This is a genomic window from Corynebacterium sp. HMSC08F01 (genome assembly GCF_001807545.1).
In the GTDB taxonomy this organism is placed as follows: Bacteria; Actinomycetota; Actinomycetes; order Mycobacteriales; family Mycobacteriaceae; genus Corynebacterium; species Corynebacterium coyleae.
The window spans coordinates 1-695 of the sequence record NZ_KV789275.1 but is presented as its reverse complement, the minus strand read 5'-3'; the positions used below and the strand labels follow the sequence as shown (position 1 = coordinate 695).

At 64.0% G+C, this 695-nt stretch carries 1 protein-coding gene; it reads right to left on the bottom strand.

The genetic code is table 11. The features are described from left to right. A complete protein-coding gene (locus HMPREF3171_RS01045; RefSeq protein WP_070482281.1) occupies nucleotides 1–603 on the bottom strand; it encodes a response regulator in 603 nt (200 codons plus the stop codon). Between the last annotated feature and the right edge of the window lie 92 nt (nucleotides 604–695).

Here is a 695-nt window from a genome sequence, read left to right as displayed (position 1 = left end):
TTAGATGATGCGACGCTGCCGAGCTTGCTCTACGGCAGCTGTTCTGTTGTCAACCCCCAACTTTGAATAGATGTGGATCAGGTGGGTTTTCACCGTGGCTTGGGAGATGAAGAGCTGTTCGGCGATCTCCCGGTTCGACGCGCCCGTCTGCAGTGCGCGAAGCAGTTCGATCTCGCGGGCGGACAGAGCCTCGTCGGGGTTGACCAGACGGTCTGCCAGCACATTCGCCACTTGCGGAGAGAGCACGCGCTTGCGTTTCGACGCCTGCACCACCGCGTCATGCAATTCATCCTCCGGCGCGTCTTTGAGCAGGTAGCCCATCGCGCCGGACTCCACCGCCGCGACCACGTCAGCCTGCGTGTCGTAGGTTGTCAGGATGAGCACCGGCGGCCCGCCCGCCTTGACCAAACGGCGGGTCAGGTCGATTCCGGACGCGCCGGGCATCTGAATGTCGGAGACCACCACGTCCACGTCTCCCGGCACCTCAACATCGCCGTCGGCGGCCTCAGCCACCACTTCCATATCGCCGAACGAGTTGAGAACGGCGCGAAGGCCGGCGCGGACGACCGGGTGGTCGTCGATAAGCATTACGCGCAGCGTCATTGCTCCTCCACAGGCAGTGTCGCGGCGAGGACGTTGCCCTCCACCGAAAGTTCCCCACCGATCTCCTCCACGCGGGCGCGCAGGCCCTTGAG

Bases quoted from the DNA above. Each gene is read 5' to 3' on its own strand.
- HMPREF3171_RS01045 (WP_070482281.1), bottom strand. From the start codon at position 603: ATGACGCTGCGCGTAATGCTTATCGACGACCACCCGGTCGTCCGCGCC.